The sequence below is a fragment of the Streptomyces sp. NBC_00076 genome (assembly GCF_045041235.1).
Lineage (GTDB): Bacteria > Actinomycetota > Actinomycetes > Streptomycetales > Streptomycetaceae > Streptomyces.
On the sequence record NZ_CP108242.1, the window covers coordinates 2809980 to 2825660 of the forward strand.

Here is a 15681-nt window from a genome sequence, read left to right on the forward strand (position 1 = left end):
CACATGGCGTTACGCTCGATTGACGCTACGTTGCGTGACAGAGCCGTCAATTCGGGCAATAGGTCCGCACGTTGACCTTCAGGACAGTCGCTTGAGAAGCACCACGGAAGCGACCGGCCGCGCCCCCGCCCGGGCCACCCCGTCGGCCACCTCACGGTCGGTCGACGCGACGATGACCGGACGCCCCGGAGGCTCCGCGCGCACCAGCTGGCGGATCAACTCGTCGGCGGTGACACCCGGCTTGGAGAACAGCACCCGCACCCCGCGCGGCGGCGCCAGCAGCACCGGCGCGGCCAGCTCGGCCCCGTCGAAGACACAGGTCACCTCGGCGCCGGTCTGCGCGGCCAGCTGCGAGAGCTGCCCGAGGAGCCGGAGCCGCTGCTTCTCCAGGGGCATCTGGGGATAGCCGGTCTTGGTGACGTTGTAGCCGTCGACGACAAGATGGGCCTGCGGAAGCGCGAGCAACTGGTCGAGGATCGCCGGGTCGTTCTCGGACAGCGCCCGCGCGGCGATGTCCTTCGGGGTCATGCGCCCCGGTTCGACCGCGTCCACGGTCTCCGCCGGCCGCACGGACACCGGCGGCAGCGCGAGCTCCCGGCGCAGCCCCTGGGTGGCGTCGAGCAGGGTGTCCAGAAGCAGCCGTACCCGCATGTCCTCGACGCTGCGCCCCTCGCGGGCCGCCCGGCGGGTGGCCTCCAGGACCGCCTCCGCCTCCCCGAGGCGCGCCTTCAGCCGTCGGGTCTCGCTCTCGGCCGCGGACAGCTGGGACTGGCCCTCGGAACGCAGGGTCTCCATCTCGCCGTGCACCTTGCGCAGCGCCGCCTCGCCCCGCTTGACGTCGCTCACCGCCGCGCGCAGTTTGCGGTGCAGCGAGTCGGCTTCCTTCTTGGCCGAATCCAGCTCGGTGCGCAGCCGCTCGGTCTCGGTCCGGGTATGCTCACGGGCCCGGTCGAGCTCCTCGCGCAGTCGCTCCAGCTCGGCCCGGTTCTCCTCCTCGACCCGCTCGGCGTCGGCCCGCTGCGCCTCCTCGCCGGCGGCCGTCACGAGCTTGACCCAGTCGGTGGGCCGCAGCACATAGGCCGCGGCCGCCACGTCGAGCGGGTCCGCGGCCGGGGGCGGCGAGCCGGAGTCGAGGGCGCCGGACAACTCCGGCTGCGCCTCTCTGAACTTCTCCCCGATGCGCTGCCGGAACAGCGGATCGGTCTCCAGGGCGGCGGCCATGGCATTGCCGGCGAACTTGGCGCGCCGGTTCGGCGCGAACCGGGCGTACTGCCTGAGCTGGGCCGGCAGCTCCGCGACGGTCAGCCCGCCGAAACCGTCGGAAACGATCTGCACGACCCGGCGGCGCACGCCGTCGGGCAGCGGACGGTCGAGCACCTCAGCGGCGCCGTCGGCCGGCCCCCCGCCCGTGCTCTCCACCATCGTCACCCCAATGCCTGTGCGGGGCCGGCTCCCGTCAGGAGCCGGCGCCCGGCCTGTCCACGAGTTCCACCTGGTCCACGGCGTTGCACCAGCGGCAACGCACCGACTCGATCGTCTCACTCACCACGTCACGCTCCTCGACCTTCGGCTCTCCGGCCAGATCGAGGTGGACGTACTCGACGACCTTCGACGAGCGGGTCACATCGAAGCGGGTGAGGTTGCCGCAGAGGGTGCAGCGCCACCGTGTCGTGGTGGTCGGCAGGGGAACCGTCATCGTGACTGTTCGCTTCCTTCTGGTGTCGGTACGTGTGGTGCCGGTGGTTCTGACGTCAGTACTTCCGAAGTCAGCACTTCCGATGTCAGTACTGATGTCAGTTCTGATGTCAGTTCTGATGTCAGTACTTATGGTGCCGGTATTTCTGGGTGCTTCCAGTGTCGACGACGCGCCGGAGTCTCCCGGTACGTGTGGCTCGTTACCCTACGGCCTGGCGAGGACTCGCCGCTCGGCCGTCCAGGGCGGCGAGGCGGTCTCTCCCGTTGTGTCCCCTTGCGTCATGCTCTGTGTCCATGATCAGAACCTGGAGCGAGACAGTCGGCAGGGCGCGCAGATCGGTCCGTAGGTCACCGGCACCGGTCACCTACGGGCTGATCGCACTGTGCTGTCTGCTCTTCCTGATCGGTCCGGCCGCCGGCCTGAATCCGGCCTACGGCTCCGGCGACACGCTGCTCACCGCGCAGCGGGCCTACTTCCACCGCTGGGGCGTGCTCCCCACCGAGCTGTTCGAGGGGTCACCGCGAGCCGCGCTCACGCCCGCCACCGCCCTCTTCGTGCACGGCAGCTGGGTGCACCTGCTGGGCAACATGCTCTTCCTCTACGTCTTCGGGGTGATGACCGAGGAGCGCATGGGCCACGTCCAGTTCACCCTCTTCTACGTCGGCTGCGGCTACCTCGCCCTGCTCGGTTACGCCGCCGCCAACGCGGACTCCGAGCAGTCCCTGGTCGGCGCGTCCGGGGCGATCTCGGCGGTCCTCGGAGCGTTCCTGTACCTGTTCCCCGGGGCCCGCGTGACCAGTCTCCTGCCTTTCCTTTTCTTCCTGCCGCTGCGCTTCCCCGCCTGGGTCGTCCTCCCCTTCTGGGCGGCCCTTCAGTGGCTGGCGGCGGGCCAGGCGGCCGGGGGGCCGGGGGTGGCGTACCTGGCCCACCTGGTGGGGTTCGGGCTGGGGTTCGGTTACGCGTGGGTGCGGTTCGGACGTGGGACTAAAGTGAGATCCGCCCCAGCTCCGGCTCCCGAGGGAGAGAACCAGCCGTGATCACCGCGATCGTGCTCATCAAGACCAGCGTGGACCGGATCCCCGAGATCGCCGAGTCGATCGCCTCGCTGGAGAGCGTGAGTGAGGTCTTCTCCGTCACCGGGACGTACGACCTGATCGCCATGGTGCGGGTGCGGCGGCACGAGGACCTGGCGGAGGTCATCCCCGGCCGGATCAGCAAGATCCCCGGCGTGGAGGGCACGGACACGCACGTGGCGTTCCGTACCTACTCGCAGCACGACCTGGAGGCGGCGTTCGCGATCGGGCTGGACTCCTGACCCACTGAACACCGCCTCACCGTCCCAGCGCCCCAGGCCCTACGGAACCTCAGGCCCCAGAGCGGAACGCTTCTCAGACGGCCGGCACGCAGCGGCCGTCCTCCGTCCGGTACCGCCACTTCGCGCCCTCCCGCACGAGCTCCCGCACCGCGGTGACGAAGCGCTCCACATGCTCGTCCGGGGTGCCCGCGCCGAAGCTCACGCGGATGGCGTTCAACGACTTCTCGCCGGGCGCGGCCTCGGGCGCGCCGCACTCGCCCTGGGTCTGGGGCTCGCTGCCGAGCAGGGTGCGGACCAGCGGGTGGGCGCAGAAGAGGCCGTCGCGGACGCCGATGCCGTACTCGGCGGAGAGCGCGGCGGCGAAGTGGGAGCTGTTCCAGCCGTCGACGACGAACGAGATCACGCCGACCCGGGGGGCGTCGTCCCCGAACAGGGACAGGACCCGGACCTCGGGCACCTCGGCGAGGCCGGTGCGGACCTTCTCGATCAGGTACCGCTCGCGCTCGACCAGGGTGTCGAAGCCGGCCTCCGTCAGCGCCTTGCAGGCGGCGGCGATGGAGTAGGCGCCGATGACGTTGGGCGAACCCGCCTCGTGCCGGGCGGCACTCTCGTGCCACTCCACGTCCACTCCCCCGTCCTCGCGTCGCGTGACCTTGCGGCTGGCGCCGCCGCCCGCGAGGTACGGGTCGGCCGCGCGCAGCCAGTCGGCCCGGCCGGCCAGGACGCCGGAGCCGAAGGGGGCGTACAGCTTGTGCCCGGAGAAGGCGATCCAGTCGACGTCGAGGTCCCGCACCGAGACCGGGTGGTGCGGGGCCAGCTGAGCGGCGTCCAGGACGATCCGGGCGCCGTGGGCGTGGGCGGCGGCCGCGAGCTCCCGTACCGGCCACAGCTCCCCGGTGACGTTCGAGGCGCCGGTCACGCAGACCAGGGCCGGGCCGTGCGGGTCCCGCTCGGCGAGGGCCCGCTCCAGGGTGGCCACCGCCTGCTCGGGGGTGCGCGGGGCGTCGAGGTAGCTGACCCGGGCGTGCTGCCAGGGCAGCAGCGAGGCGTGGTGCTCGGTCTCGAAGACGAAGACCTGACAGTCGGCCGGAAGCGCGGCGGCGAGGAGGTTGAGGGAGTCGGTGGTGGACCGGGTGAAGACCAGCTGGTCGTCGGCGCGGCAGTCCAGGAACTCGGCGACCGTCCCGCGGGCGTTCTCGAAGAGGTCCGTGGAGAGCTGGGACAGGTAGCCGGCGCCGCGGTGCACGCTGCCGTAGTAGGGCGCGTAGGCCGCCACGTCGTCCCAGACGCGCTGCAGGGCGGGCGCGCTGGCCGCGTAGTCGAGCGCCGCGTAGGTCACCTCGCCACCCGTGACGAGCGGAACGGTGACATCGCTACCCAGAACAGGCAGAGGGGCACAAACGGACTGGGCGGCGACAGCGGTGGGGACAGACATGGCGAACTCCCGTGAGTGGCAGCTGAGTTCCCACGCGAGCGGGTACGGCTCGAGCGTGGGTGAAGGTGAAAAAGGGGGTGCGGAGGCGGGGCTCTGCGGCCCTATCGCATTCGCTGGCTCACGGAAGGCTCCTCGACGACCAGGACCCCTGGTGCGCTCACTCGGAAGAGTGCGAGGGGTCCGCGCTTGCCGCAGACCTCGCTGCCTGCGGCCTGGTCTTCACCCGGGGCACCCCGCCACGGACGGAGGGTTGCCGGACAGTCGGCCGGGGCCTCATGACTGTCACTCATGACCTGGTGCAAAAACGTACGTGAGTGATCGTGGTCCCGCAACCCGTGTCCGGATCGCGGGACATCGCCACGTCGTCAGGCGTTGCTGGCCGCCGCCCAGCGCTCCAGCGTCCGCTTGGCCGCACCGGAGTCGACGGACTCCGCGGCCTTGTCCATGCCGGCCCGGATCTGCTCCGTCAGCGGCGCCCCGGTCGGCTCCAGCGCCGCCAGCGCCGCCGCCGAGTTCAGCAGGACGGCGTCCCGTACCGGCCCCTTCTCGCCGTCCAGGAGGCGGCGGGCGACCTCGGCGTTGTAGGAGGGGTCGGCGCCTCTCAGCGCTTGCACCGGCACCAGTTCGAGGCCGACGTGCCGCGGGTCGAAGGCCTCCTCGGTGACCTTGCCGTCGCGCACGATCCACACCCGGGAGGTGGCCGTGGTGGTCAGCTCGTCGAGACCGTCGTCGCCGCGGAACACCAGCGCGGACGAGCCGCGCTCGGCCAGTACACCGGCGATGAGCCCCGCCATCCGGGTGTCGAAGCAGCCGATCGCCGAGGCGGTGACCCGGGCGGGGTTGGTCAGCGGGCCGAGCAGGTTGAACGACGTCGGAATCCCCAGATCCCGCCGGACCGCGCCGACGAACCGCATCGAGGGGTGGAACCTGGCCGCGAAGCAGAAGGTGATCCCGGCCTCCTCCACCACCCGGGCCACGCCCTCGGGCGACAGGTCCAGGTTGATGCCGAGCTTCTCCAGCACGTCGGAGGATCCGCTCGCCGAGGACGACGCCCGGTTGCCGTGCTTGACGACCTTCGCCCCGGTGCCCGCGATCACGATGGCGGACATCGTCGAGATGTTGACCGTCTTGGCCCGGTCGCCGCCCGTGCCCACGATGTCGACGGCCGGTCCGGGGATGTCCAGCGGCTGCGCGTGCGCGTACATCGCGTCGACGAGACCGGTGATCTCCTCGACCGTCTCACCCTTGGCCCGCAGCGCCACCATGAAGCCCGCGATCTGGGCGTCCGTGGCCTCGCCACTCATGAACCGGTCCATGGCCCAGGCCGTGTCACCGGCGCTCAGGTCCCGGCCGCCGAGCAGCGCGCTCAGCACCTCGGGCCAGGAACGGCCCGCCGCGGTGCCGCCTCCAGCGGGGGTCACAGCGCTCATAAGCCGCTCCTGGTTCGGTCCCGTACGCCGGGACACCGTTCTTCTCGTCGGCTCCACCCTATCCAGCGCCGGGCACGGCGAAGGGCCCCCGTCCGAAGACCGGACGGGGGCCCTTGCCGTGGTGTGGCGACGCGGTGGATCAGTGGTGGCCGTGGCCGCTGGTGATCTCCTTGTACTCCTCGACGCTCGGCTTGGGGATCTGCCCCTCCTCGCCGTAGTACGCCTCGCTGAGCTTGGCGCGCAGCTTCTCGGAGCCCTTCACCTTGCGCTCCACGCCGTTCTCGTCGACCGTCGGGCCGATCTGGGCCGGCACGTACTGCTCGTGCGCGGTGAGCGTGTGCAGCTGCTCCTGGCTGAGCGGCTCGTGCACCTCGATGAACTCACCGTGCGGCAGACGCTTGATGATGCCCGACTCGCGGCCGTGCAGCACTTTGTCCTTGTCGCGGCGCTGGAGGCCGAGGCAGATCCGCTTGGTGGCGATGAATGCGAGGACCGGTCCGACGAAGAACGCGATCCGGACGAACCAGGTGATGGCGTTGATCGACAGGTGGAAGTGGGTGGCCCAGAGGTCGTTTCCACCACCGATCAGCAGGATCATGTACCAGGTGATCCAGGCGACGCCGAAGGCCGTACGCGTCGGGGCGTTGCGCGGGCGGTCCAGGATGTGGTGCTCACGCTTGTCGCCGGTGACCCAGGACTCGATGAACGGGTAGACCGCGATCGCGACCAGGACCAGCGGGAAGATGATCAGCGGGATGAACACGCCCAGGACGAGCGTGTGCCCCCAGAAGTTGATCTCCCAGCCCGGCATGACACGGATCAGGCCCTCGGAGAAGCCCATGTACCAGTCGGGCTGGGCGCCGGTCGACACCTGGTCCGGACGGTAGGGACCCATGGCCCAGATCGGGTTGATCGAGGCGATCGCCGCGATGGCCGCGATGACACCGAAGACCAGGAAGAAGAAGCCTCCGGCCTTCGCCATGTAGACCGGCAGCAACGGCATGCCGACGACGTTGTTGTTGGTCTTTCCGGGACCCGCGAACTGCGTGTGCTTGTGGTAGAAGACCAGGATCAGGTGCGCCACCAGCAGGCCGAGCATGATGCCCGGCAGCAGCAGTACGTGGATCGAGTAGAAGCGGGCCACGAAGTCGCCGCCCGGGAACTCGCCGCCGAAGAGGAAGAACGACAGGTACGTGCCGACGATCGGCACGGACAGGATCGCGCCCTCCATGAAGCGGACACCGGTGCCGGACAGCAGGTCGTCCGGGAGCGAGTAACCGGTGAAGCCGGTGAACATGCCCAGGACGAACAGCAGGAAGCCGAACAGCCAGTTGACCTCACGGGGCTTGCGGAACGCGCCCGTGAAGAACACGCGCATCATGTGCACGAACATGCCGGCGAGGAAGATCAGCGCCGCCCAGTGGTGGATCTGCCGGATCAGCAGACCACCGCGCACATCGAAGGAGATGTGCATGGTCGAGTTGAACGCCTCGGACATCAGCTGTCCCTGCAGCGGGACGTAACTGCCGTGGTACTCCACCTCGTTCATCGACGGGTGGAAGAACAGCGTCAGGTACACACCCGTGAGGATGATGATGATGAAGCTGTAGAGGCAGACCTCACCCAACATGAACGACCAGTGGTCGGGGAAGATCTTGCGCATGTTGGACTTGGCCAGGGAGTAGATCCCCAGTCGGCCGTCGGCCCAGTCGGCGACCTTCTCGCCGGCCGGTGCCTTCCCGCGGGAGCGGCTCGCGTCCCCCGAAGAGGGATTCGTGTTGCTGGCTGTAGTGCTCATCCGCGCTCCCAGAATGCAGGACCGACAGGCTCATCGAAGTCGCCGAGCGCCTCGAGGTAGCCCGCGTCGTTCACGCCGATGCGCAGCTGCGGCAGGGCGTGACCGGCGGGGCCGAAGATCACCCTGGCGCCGTCGGCGAGGTCGAAGGTTGACTGGTGGCAGGGGCAGAGCACGTGGTGCGTCTGCTGCTCGTAAAGGGAGATCGGGCAACCGACGTGGGTGCAGATCTTCGAGTACGCGACGATGCCCTCGTGCGACCACTCGAGCTCGCGCTTGTCCTTGATGTTGTCCGGCTGGATCCGGACGATCATCAGGGCCGCCTTGGCGATCTCGGTCTGGAACTCCTCGTCGTGCTCCTCCAGGCCCTCGGGCTTGGCGAAGGTCAGCGAACCGACCGCGACGTCCGACGCACGCAGCGGCTCGTTGGTGTTCATGTTGACGAGCAGCTTGCCCTTGGACCACAGGGTGTGGCGGAGCTTGGTCCCGGGGAGCGGCCCGAGGTCACGCAGGAGCATGACGCCGGACAGCGGGAACAGGGCCAGCGCGCCGAACATCGTGTTGCGGATCAGCTTGCGGCGACCGAGCGCGGACTCCTTGGCGCCTTCCGCGAAGTCCGCGTGGACCTTCGCGCGGACCTCGGGGGATGCCTCGATCGGGTGCCGGTCGTCCGCGACCTCCACGTCGGACATCAGCGTGCGGGCCCAGTGGACCGCCCCCGCGCCGATCGCGAACAGCGCCACGCCCAGCGTCAGGCCCAGCGCGAAGTTCAGCGCGTTGACGTGCCCGATCGGGAAGACGTAGATCGCCTTGTCGTGCGGGATCGTCACATACGAGGCGATGAAGCCGACGGTGGCCAGCATCGACAGCGTGAACAGCAGGGCGACCGCGCGCTCGGACCGCCGGGCGGCCCGCTCGTCGATGTCCTGGACCCGGTGCTCGTGGGGCGGCAGGCCGGGGTCGGCGAACGGGTTCTTCTCGTCCGCGACGCCCACCGCGCCGTGCTCGTGGTGTCCGGCGGAGTGCTCGGCCGGCAGGTTCTCTTCTGGAATGTCTTGGCTACTCATGACTTCTTGGCCTTTGCGGTCCGAGCGGCGACCCACACGGCGACCGCGATCAGCGATCCGAGGCCGAAGATCCAGCCGAACAGGCCCTCGCTGACCGGACCGAGTCCGCCCAGCTCGAGACCGCCGGGGCTCTCGGTGTCGTCACCGTTGACCGCGTCGAGGTACGCGATGATGTCCTGCTTGTTCTGCTCCGACAGCGTGCTGTCCGGGAAGGAGGGCATGTTCTGCGGGCCGGTCTGCATGGCCTCGTAGAGGTGCTTCGGGTCGACGCCCTCGAGGTCCGGTGCGAACTTGCCGTGCGTGAGCGCTCCACCCTTGCCGGTGAAGTTGTGGCACTGCGCGCAGTTGGTGCGGAACAGCTCGCCGCCCTTGGCGATGTCGGCGCCCTCGGGGCCGTACTGCGAGCTGGTCGGGACGGACGGGCCCGCGCCCAGGGAAGAGATGTACGCGGCGAGCTGGTCGATCTCGGCCTGCGTGTAGATGTTCTTCTTCTTCGGGATCTGCGCGCCTGGCTGCTGGGCCGGCATACGGCCGGTTCCCACCTGGAAGTCGACGGCCGCGGCGCCCACGCCCACGAGGCTCGGACCGTCACTGCTGCCCTGACCGCCGGTGCCGTGGCAGCTGGCGCAGCCGACGGCGTAGAGCTTCTTGCCCTCGTCGATGGCAAGCGACTGGGCGGTTTCGTCGGCCGCAGCCTTGTCCGTGGGTGCGAACAGGACGTACAGCCCCCCGGTGCATGCCAGCGCGAGGAGTAGTACGACGACCGCCGCCAGCGGATGGCGTCGTCGTGCGGAGAGCTTTTTCACGGATTACCCCGGTGTCAGGATCTTCTGCGTCGATGCTTCTGGAATTGCGGGAGCGGTCCCGGCTACTTGATCAGGTAGATCGTGGCGAAAAGGCCGATCCAGACGACATCGACGAAGTGCCAGTAGTAGGACACGACGATCGCGGCGGTCGCCTGCTCGTGCGTGAACCTCTTCGCCGCGTAGGTGCGGCCGAGGACGAACAGGAAGGCGATGAGGCCGCCCGTCACGTGCAGGCCGTGGAAACCGGTGGTCAGGTAGAACACCGAGCCGTACGGGTCGGAGGACAGCGAGATGCCGTCCTTCTTCACCAGCTCCGTGTACTCGAAGATCTGACCGCCGATGAAGATCGCACCCATGATGAAGGTGACGATGAACCAGCCTCGGAGCTTCTTCACATCACCGCGCTCGGCGGCGAACACGCCGAGCTGGCAGGTGAGTGAGGAGAGCACCAGGATCGTGGTGTTCGCCGACGAGAAGGGCACGTTGAGAGCGTGCGCCTGCTCCTTCCAGTGATCAGGACCCGTCACCGATCGCAGGGTGAAGTACATCGCGAAGAGGGCCGCGAAGAACATCAGCTCGGAACTCAGCCAGATGATGGTTCCGACGCTGGTGAGGTTCGGCCGGTTGACCGACGGGTGCGCGTGCCCGGTATCTACTGTCGTTGCTGTCGCCACGACCGACATTATGTCGGTCGCTTATCCCGCCCTCACTCCGGGGGGTGCCGTTCGGAGTGTTCGCAGCTCGTGCTGTGCCCGGAAAGTGCCCGGATGGACCATGGATGCGGCGTTCCGACAGGTGTTGACGAACTGCTCGAGGGAGTAGCATCCGCGGCATCGGGCTGAGCCCGTCTGGGTCCGTACGACGCCGATGTCACGGAGGAAGCATGCAGCCGACCGCCACCGTGCTGGTCTACAGCGACGACTCCAACACCCGCGAGCAGGTGCGGTTGGCCACCGGCCGCAGGCCCGCTCCGGATGTGCCCGTGGTGGAGTTCGTGGAGTGTGCGACTCCGGCGGCTGTGCTCAAGGAGCTCGACAGGGGCGGCATCGATGTCTGCGTCCTGGACGGCGAGGCCGTGCCGATGGGCGGCATGGGGGTCTGCCGGCAGATCAAGGACGAGGTCTTCCACTGCCCGCCGGTGCTCCTGCTGATCGGCCGGCCTCAGGACGCATGGCTGGCCACCTGGAGCCGTGCGGAGGCCGCTGTGACGTTGCCCGTGGATCCGGTGGAGTTCGCGGCGGCGCTGGCCGGGCTGCTGCGGGAGAAGAAGGCTCTGAGCGCCTGAGACCCGGCTCCGGGTGCGATGCGGCGGCCGGCAGCCGTGGGAGCTTGTCGCGCCCACGCGGCGGAGCCGCCTTCCGATACGGCGCGGAGCCCCTCTTGGTCCGCTGCCGCCGGGTCGGCTCTGGACGCGGCTCTAGACGCTCTGTGGCCGCAGTCGTGCCGCTTCCTCCGAGCTCGGGCCCTGCGGGTCGCCGGCCACCAGGGCGCTGCCGCCGCGCCACTTGTCCCAGTCGAGGTTCCACTCGCCGAAGCCGTTGCCGAAGGTCTCCATGGTGTTGCCGGCCGAGTTGATGACCTTCACCACGTCGCCCTCACGGACGGTGTCGAAGAACCACTCGGCGTTGCCGGTGCTCATGCCGGTGCAGCCGTGGCTGACGTTGGCAGAGCCCTGGGAGCCGACCGACCAGGGGGCGGCGTGGACGTACTCGCCGCTCCAGGTGACCCGGGTGGCGTAGTAGACGGGCAGGTCGTAGGAGTCCGAGGAGCCCTCGGAGATGCCGACGGTCGCACTGCGCATACGTACGAAGTACTCCTTGCCCAGTACGACCTTGACGCCGTTGCGGGTGTCGAAGCCGGGCTTTCCCGTGGTGACCGGGATCTCTTTTATGACCTCGTCGTTCTTGTAGACGGTCATCGTGTGTGACGCGGCGTCCGTCACCGCTATGACACTGTCGCCGGTGGTCAGCTTGAGCGGTTTGCTCTTGCCTCCCCACAGGCGGTCGCTGATCTTTATGCCCTCCAGGTTGCTGCGGACCTGGACGACGGCGTGGGCGGGCCAGTACTCCTTGGGCCGGTAGTGGAGTTCCTTGTCGTCCACCCAGTGCCAGGCGCCCTGCGCGGCGGGTGTGGAGTCCACCTTGAGGGCCCGTTCGACGACGGCGCGCTGCGCCTTGTCCCTGACGGGCTTGTTCAGCTTGGCGGTGATGGGCTGGCCGACGCCGTACTCCCCCGTCTTCGGCCCGAACGTCACGCCCAGGCGCTTCTGCGTGACGGGCTTGCCGGTGGTGAAGGTGAAGGTCTTGCGGCCGGGGGCCCCGTCCTCGTCCTCGGTGCTCACCCGGACCTTGTAGTGGGCGTTGGCGGCCAGCGGGGAGGTGCTGTGCCAGCGGGTGCCGTCGGCGGAGAGTTCGCCCGCCACATAGCGTCCCGTGGCGTCCAGGGCCGTCACGTCCGTGATGCGGCCGTCGTCGTCCTCGGCGGTGACTTCCAGGGGCTTGTCGGGGTCGGCTTTCTTGCCGTCCTCGTCGGGGCCGTTGAAGGCGATCTGGTCCGCCGCGTCGTACGGCTCGGCGGATAGCGAGTGGTCGTCGCTGCTGCAGGCGGCGACACCGACGCCCAGGGCGGTCAGCAGCAGTGTGCAGCCGACGGCCGTGCGCGCTCCTATGCCGCGAAAGGGCTCATCGTGGTTCATGACCTCAAGCTAGGAAGCTTTGTCAAGCACGGCGCGCTGGGTAACTCGGACGGGGTACCGATTGTGCTGCAAAAGCAGGAGCCCGGACGCTCCTCTACGGAGTGTCCGGGCTCCGGAGAGCTCGAGCTGTGCTACTGGGTGCGGTTCTCACCGCGGTAGTACTCGAAGACCCAGCCCCAGAGGCCGATCAGAAGCAGCGGCGCCGAGAAGTACAGCAGCCACCAGCCGATCGCCACGCCGAGGAAGCCCAACGCGCCGCCGATGGCGAGGGCGAGCGGCTGCCAGCTGTGCGGGCTGAAGAACCCGACCTCACCGGCGTCGTCCGCGACATCGGCCTCTTTGTTGTCCTGCGCGCCGGCGTCCACCCGCTTGGCCGTGAAGCCCAGGTAGAAGCCGATCATGATGGACAGGCCGAAGGCCAGGAAGAGGGCCGTCGTGCCGGCCGGCTCCTTCGACCACACGCCATAGACGATCGCCATGGCGAGGATGAAGACGCTCAGCCAGATGAACATCCTGCCCTGGATCTTCACTTGCCGGCCTCCTTGCCGCCGTTGCCGGCCAGAGCCTTGTCACCGTGACCGGCGTTCTCCAGCTGGTCGAGCGCGGCGATCTCCGGGTGGTGCAGGTCGAACGCCGGGGATTCGCTGCGGATCCGCGGCAGGGTGAGGAAGTTGTGCCGGGGCGGCGGGCACGAGGTCGCCCACTCCAGCGAGCGGCCGTAGCCCCACGGGTCGTCGACGTTGACCGGCTTGCCGTACTTGGCTGTCTTCCACACGTTGTAGAGGAACGGCAGGATCGACAGACCGAGCAGGAACGAGCTGATCGTCGAGATCGTGTTCAGGGCCGTGAAGCCGTCGGCCGCGAGATAGTCCGCGTAACGACGCGGCATGCCCTCCGCACCCAGCCAGTGCTGGACCAGGAAGGTGCCGTGGAAGCCGATGAACAGCGTCCAGAACGTGATCTTGCCGAGGCGCTCGTCCAGCATCTTGCCGGTCATCTTCGGCCACCAGAAGTGGAAGCCGGAGAACATCGCGAAGACCACGGTGCCGAAGACGACGTAGTGGAAGTGCGCGACCACGAAGTACGAGTCCGAGACGTGGAAGTCCATCGGCGGCGAGGCCAGGATGACACCGGTCAGACCACCGAAGGTGAAGGTGATCAGGAAGCCGGTCGCCCAGAGCATGGGGGTCTCGAAACTCAAGGACCCCTTCCACATCGTTCCGATCCAGTTGAAGAACTTCACGCCCGTTGGCACGGCGATGAGGAACGTCATGAAGGAGAAGAACGGGAGCAGGACGCCGCCGGTGACGTACATGTGGTGGGCCCACACCGTGACGGACAGGCCGGCGATGGAGATGGTGGCCGCGACCAGGCCCATGTAGCCGAACATCGGCTTGCGGGAGAAGACCGGGATGACCTCGGAGATGATCCCGAAGAACGGCAGCGCGATGATGTACACCTCTGGATGGCCGAAGAACCAGAAGAGGTGTTGCCACAGCAGGGCGCCGCCGTTGGCGGAGTCGAAGACGTGAGCGCCGAACTTCCGATCCGCCTCCAGCGCGAACAGCGCGGCGGCGAGCACGGGGAAGGCCAGCAGGACCAGGACCGCGGTCAGCAGCACGTTCCACACGAAGATCGGCATGCGGAACATGGTCATGCCGGGGGCGCGCATGCAGATGATGGTCGTGATGAAGTTGACCGCGCCGAGGATGGTGCCGAAGCCGGAGAAGGCCAGGCCCATGATCCACAGGTCGGCGCCGATACCCGGCGAGCGGACCGCGTCGGAGAGCGGGCTGTAGGCGAACCAGCCGAAGTCGGCCGCACCCTGCGGGGTGAGGAAGCCGCCGACCGCGATCGTCGATCCGAACAGGTACAGCCAGTAGGCGAACATGTTCAGCCGCGGGAACGCCACGTCGGGCGCGCCGATCTGAAGCGGCATGATCCAGTTCGTGAAACCTGCGAACAGCGGCGTCGCGAACATCAGCAGCATGATCGTGCCGTGCATCGTGAACGCCTGGTTGAACTGCTCGTTCGACATGAACTGCAGGCCCGGACGGGCCAGCTCGGCGCGCATGAACAGCGCCATCACGCCACCGATGCAGAAGAACGCGAACGACGTGACCAGGTACAGCGTCCCGATCGTCTTGTGGTCAGTGGTCGTCAGCCACTTGATCACCACGTTGCCGGGCTGCTTGCGCCTGACCGGCAACTCGTCCGTGTAGTGGGGCTCCGCCGCCGCGGCACCCTGGGGTTCGTTGAGGATGCTCACAGGTTGTTCGTCTCCCGGTTCTTCTCATGGGCCGTCTGCTCGATGCCCGCGGGAATGTAACCGGTCTGCCCCTTCTTGGCGAGGTCCTTGAGGTGCTGCTCGTAGCGCTCAGGGGAGACGACCTTCACGTTGAACAGCATCCGGGAGTGGTCGACGCCGCACAGTTCGGCGCACTTGCCCATGAAGGTGCCCTCCTTGTTCGGAGTCACCTGGAAGGCGTTGGTGTGGCCCGGAATCACGTCCTGCTTCATCAGGAACGGCACCACCCAGAAGGAGTGGATGACGTCACGCGAGGTGAGGACGAAGCGAACCGTCTTGCCCTTGGGGAGCCACAGGGTCGGGCCGGGGTTGCCGTTCTGCGGGTTCTTCGTGGCGGGCGTACCGACGTCGTAGACACCGCCGGCGTTCGCCGGGAAGGCCTCCTTGAACCTGTCCGGAATCGCGTCCAGGTTCTTGTCGGTCTTCGCGTCACCGGTGGAACCGGCGACGGGCTCGATGTAGTTGAAGCCCCAGTTCCACTGGAAGCCGACGACGTTGATCGTGACGTCGGGCTCCTCCTTCAGACTGAGGAGCTTCGACTCGTCGCGGGCCGTGAAGTAGAAGAGGACCGAGACGATGATGAGCGGGACCACTGTGTACAGCGCCTCGATGGGCATGTTGTACCGGGTCTGTGGAGGGACCTCGACCTTGGTGCGGCTGCGCCGGTGGAAGATCGCACTCCACAGGATCAGACCCCACACCAGCACGCCGACGGCGAGCGCGGCGGCCCATGATCCCTGCCACAGGGAGAGGATCCGCGGAGCCTCTTCGGTGGTCGGGGTGGGCATACCAAGGCGGGGGAAGTCCTCGTATGTGCAACCGGTTGCGGTAGCCAGGACCAGGCCCGCGGTCAGTGCCTGCAGCAGCTTCCGCCGCATCGGGCGCCGCGGCGAGCGGTCGGAGCCGTTGGGACTCACGTAGCGCCTTCCCGAGAGTCTCGCCCGCGCGGTCGGCTGCGGCCTTCTCGCTGGTCGGTCGCCGCCCTGCGTCGGGCAGGGGTTTGGATGTTTATGCGGACCAAACCCTAGCCGACGCCGTTCGGGGGTTCGCGGGGAGGGTGGCATACGCGCCGCGGGTCGCCCCGAAGGGACGGGACGCGCGCCTGATAGCTCGGGGATGCGGCTTGTGGTGCGG

The 15681-nt window shown here is 68.1% G+C and carries 15 protein-coding genes and 1 riboswitch; of the genes, 3 read left to right on the top strand and 12 right to left on the bottom strand.

Translation table 11 applies throughout. The features are described from left to right. Positions 1-78: 78 nt before the first annotated feature. Positions 79-1422, bottom strand: coding sequence for an NYN domain-containing protein (locus OHA64_RS12850; protein WP_405612297.1), 1344 nt, complete (start codon positions 1420-1422; stop codon positions 79-81). 34 nt (positions 1423-1456) lie between these two features. Then, on the bottom strand, positions 1457-1696 hold the full coding sequence (locus OHA64_RS12855; RefSeq protein WP_362442252.1) for a hypothetical protein: 240 nt from the start codon (positions 1694-1696) through the stop codon (positions 1457-1459). A gap of 293 nt (positions 1697-1989) precedes the next feature. Between OHA64_RS12855 and OHA64_RS12860 the strand changes: the two genes are divergently transcribed. Both OHA64_RS12860 and OHA64_RS12865 read left to right on the top strand, forming a co-directional pair. Then, complete coding sequence (locus OHA64_RS12860; protein WP_405612299.1) at positions 1990-2733, top strand: rhomboid family intramembrane serine protease; 744 nt, start codon at positions 1990-1992, stop codon at positions 2731-2733. Continuing rightward, on the top strand, positions 2730-3011 hold the full coding sequence (locus tag OHA64_RS12865) for an Lrp/AsnC ligand binding domain-containing protein (protein WP_356776441.1): 282 nt from the start codon (positions 2730-2732) through the stop codon (positions 3009-3011). Before OHA64_RS12860 ends, OHA64_RS12865 begins: the two co-directional genes overlap by 4 nt. A 73-nt stretch (positions 3012-3084) precedes the next feature. On the opposite strand, the gene OHA64_RS12870 is transcribed toward OHA64_RS12865, so the two are convergent. The 6 genes from OHA64_RS12870 to OHA64_RS12895 form a co-directional block, all read right to left on the bottom strand. After that, a complete protein-coding gene (locus OHA64_RS12870) occupies positions 3085-4446 on the bottom strand; it encodes an aminotransferase class V-fold PLP-dependent enzyme (RefSeq protein WP_405612301.1) in 1362 nt (453 codons plus the stop codon). A gap of 177 nt (positions 4447-4623) precedes the next feature. Beyond that, positions 4624-4740: riboswitch (SAM riboswitch) on the bottom strand. A 71-nt stretch (positions 4741-4811) separates the two neighbouring features. Then, entirely contained in the window at positions 4812-5876 is a 1065-nt protein-coding gene (gene trpD, locus OHA64_RS12875; RefSeq protein ID WP_405612303.1) for an anthranilate phosphoribosyltransferase, read from the bottom strand. Positions 5877-6015: 139 nt separating this feature from the next. After that, a complete protein-coding gene (locus OHA64_RS12880) occupies positions 6016-7674 on the bottom strand; it encodes a cytochrome bc complex cytochrome b subunit (RefSeq protein ID WP_405612305.1) in 1659 nt (552 codons plus the stop codon). Beyond that, a complete protein-coding gene (locus OHA64_RS12885) occupies positions 7671-8738 on the bottom strand; it encodes a Rieske 2Fe-2S domain-containing protein (RefSeq protein ID WP_405612307.1) in 1068 nt (355 codons plus the stop codon). The genes OHA64_RS12880 and OHA64_RS12885 overlap by 4 nt, the downstream gene beginning before the upstream one ends. Further along, a complete protein-coding gene (locus OHA64_RS12890; protein WP_405612309.1) occupies positions 8735-9544 on the bottom strand; it encodes a c-type cytochrome in 810 nt (269 codons plus the stop codon). The genes OHA64_RS12885 and OHA64_RS12890 overlap by 4 nt, the downstream gene beginning before the upstream one ends. Before the next feature lie 62 nt (positions 9545-9606). Beyond that, entirely contained in the window at positions 9607-10227 is a 621-nt protein-coding gene (locus OHA64_RS12895) for a heme-copper oxidase subunit III (RefSeq protein WP_405612311.1), read from the bottom strand. Between the two features lie 200 nt (positions 10228-10427). Between OHA64_RS12895 and OHA64_RS12900 the strand changes: the two genes are divergently transcribed. Beyond that, complete coding sequence (locus OHA64_RS12900) at positions 10428-10829, top strand: hypothetical protein (protein ID WP_405612313.1); 402 nt, start codon at positions 10428-10430, stop codon at positions 10827-10829. A gap of 132 nt (positions 10830-10961) precedes the next feature. Here OHA64_RS12900 and OHA64_RS12905 read toward each other — a convergent pair whose 3' ends face one another. The 4 genes from OHA64_RS12905 to coxB all read right to left on the bottom strand — a co-directional run bounded on the left by OHA64_RS12905 (position 10962) and on the right by coxB (position 15464). Next, positions 10962-12239, bottom strand: coding sequence for an Ig-like domain-containing protein (locus tag OHA64_RS12905; protein WP_405612315.1), 1278 nt, complete (start codon positions 12237-12239; stop codon positions 10962-10964). 131 nt (positions 12240-12370) lie between these two features. Beyond that, a complete protein-coding gene (locus OHA64_RS12910) occupies positions 12371-12769 on the bottom strand; it encodes a cytochrome c oxidase subunit 4 (protein ID WP_405612317.1) in 399 nt (132 codons plus the stop codon). Further along, positions 12766-14508, bottom strand: a complete 1743-nt coding sequence (ctaD, locus tag OHA64_RS12915) for a cytochrome c oxidase subunit I (protein WP_405612319.1) — start codon at positions 14506-14508, stop codon at positions 12766-12768. Before ctaD ends, OHA64_RS12910 begins: the two co-directional genes overlap by 4 nt. Next, on the bottom strand, positions 14505-15464 hold the full coding sequence (coxB, locus tag OHA64_RS12920; RefSeq protein ID WP_405612321.1) for a cytochrome c oxidase subunit II: 960 nt from the start codon (positions 15462-15464) through the stop codon (positions 14505-14507). Before coxB ends, ctaD begins: the two co-directional genes overlap by 4 nt. Positions 15465-15681 lie beyond the last annotated feature (217 nt).

What these genes read in the sequence shown, in the direction of transcription:
- OHA64_RS12895 (WP_405612311.1), bottom strand. Translation starts at nt 10,227, where the DNA reads ATGTCGGTCGTGGCGACAGCAACGACAGTAGATACCGGGCACGCGCAC.
- OHA64_RS12905 (WP_405612315.1), bottom strand. Translation starts at nt 12,239, where the DNA reads ATGAACCACGATGAGCCCTTTCGCGGCATAGGAGCGCGCACGGCCGTC.
- OHA64_RS12885 (WP_405612307.1), bottom strand. Translation starts at nt 8,738, where the DNA reads ATGAGTAGCCAAGACATTCCAGAAGAGAACCTGCCGGCCGAGCACTCC.
- OHA64_RS12860 (WP_405612299.1), top strand. Translation starts at nt 1,990, where the DNA reads ATGATCAGAACCTGGAGCGAGACAGTCGGCAGGGCGCGCAGATCGGTC.
- trpD (WP_405612303.1), bottom strand. Translation starts at nt 5,876, where the DNA reads ATGAGCGCTGTGACCCCCGCTGGAGGCGGCACCGCGGCGGGCCGTTCC.
- OHA64_RS12880 (WP_405612305.1), bottom strand. Translation starts at nt 7,674, where the DNA reads ATGAGCACTACAGCCAGCAACACGAATCCCTCTTCGGGGGACGCGAGC.
- OHA64_RS12855 (WP_362442252.1), bottom strand. Translation starts at nt 1,696, where the DNA reads ATGACGGTTCCCCTGCCGACCACCACGACACGGTGGCGCTGCACCCTC.
- OHA64_RS12850 (WP_405612297.1), bottom strand. Translation starts at nt 1,422, where the DNA reads ATGGTGGAGAGCACGGGCGGGGGGCCGGCCGACGGCGCCGCTGAGGTG.
- OHA64_RS12900 (WP_405612313.1), top strand. Translation starts at nt 10,428, where the DNA reads ATGCAGCCGACCGCCACCGTGCTGGTCTACAGCGACGACTCCAACACC.
- OHA64_RS12870 (WP_405612301.1), bottom strand. Translation starts at nt 4,446, where the DNA reads ATGTCTGTCCCCACCGCTGTCGCCGCCCAGTCCGTTTGTGCCCCTCTG.